Source organism: Sphingobium sp., assembly GCF_003248505.1.
Taxonomy (GTDB): domain Bacteria; phylum Pseudomonadota; class Alphaproteobacteria; order Sphingomonadales; family Sphingomonadaceae; genus Sphingobium.
Genome location: NZ_QFOA01000181.1, coordinates 1 through 1,126 on the forward strand (window position 1 = coordinate 1; position 1,126 = coordinate 1,126).

The 1,126-nt window shown below is 67.4% G+C and carries 1 protein-coding gene; it reads left to right on the forward strand.

What is annotated here, in order from left to right:
• Positions 1-140 precede the first annotated feature (140 nt).
• A partial coding sequence (locus tag DI606_RS20255; protein WP_293985823.1) for a hypothetical protein occupies positions 141-1,126 on the forward strand: 986 nt, incomplete at its 3' end.

Sequence of the window (1,126 nt, forward strand, 5' to 3'; positions counted from 1 at the left end):
GACGCGGATCGAACGGATCGCGCACTCAATCTCCTCTCGGCAATCGCGGCGATCGATACCATGCCAAGGGGCGATGACCGGATCGCCCGCCTCCATGCCAGGCTGCGCGCGCGGCTGAGCGATGTCGCTGTGGTGTCGCTATGACCGATCTTGCCCCCACCGTCGTCGAACTGGTCGCCTGTCCGGTGCGCCCCGAGCCCGAGGGCCGCCTGCCCGAAATGCCCTTCCGGCAAAATGCCTGGACCCCGCAGGAAGTCGCCACGCTCGAGACCGGCTTTCGCGCCGATATCCCGCTGGCCGAGATCGCCGCCGCCCTGGGGCGGGGTCTTGCCGGCGTTCGCGACAAGGTCGCAACGCTTGGCCTTCGCCGCCATTCCCAGCGTCCCTGGACGCCCGACGAGGATAACTGGCTCTCGCGCCACTATGGCTCACGCGCGACCGCGGACGTTGCCGCCGATCTCGGTCGCGCATGCAGCGCCGTCTATGCGCGGGCCGGGGTCCTGGGGCTCACCGAAGGCAACCCCCCACGCTGGACATCGTGGGAGGATGCCCAGTTGCGCGCTGGATATGCCGCCGCCGTCCCCATCGCCCAGATCGCGATCCTTATCGGCCGCCCGCTGTCAGGGACCGCGAGCCGTGCCAACAGTCTTGGCCTTCGCCATCCGGCAAAGCCCCCCGACTGGACCGAGGCCGAGGCCATGCTCACGCTGTCGCTGGCAGAAGAGGGGCATCGCTACGGCCACATCGCATCCCTGCTGGTCGAAGCAGGCTATTGCGAACGCAGCAAGATCGCAATCAAGGCGATCCTGCAACGCCTCGGCTACGGGCGGGGCTGGGGACGTTCATGGACACCCGAAGAGGACGCTCTCCTCACGCTTGCCTATCGGGAGGGCAAAAGCCTCACACCCCTCCTGACGCGTCTCGGGCGGACCCGTTACTCGATCCGCTGGCGCAGCGAATATCTTGGACTTCGCGGCACCCATGCAATGCGGGACGGCTTTCGCGGCGGTCCGGTCTGGTCCGACGACGATATCGCCACCCTGCGCGCGCTCTATGGCAAGATTCCAATGACCGAACTGGCGACGCGCATGGGGCGCACCAAGGCGTCGCTGTTCACGCGCGCCAA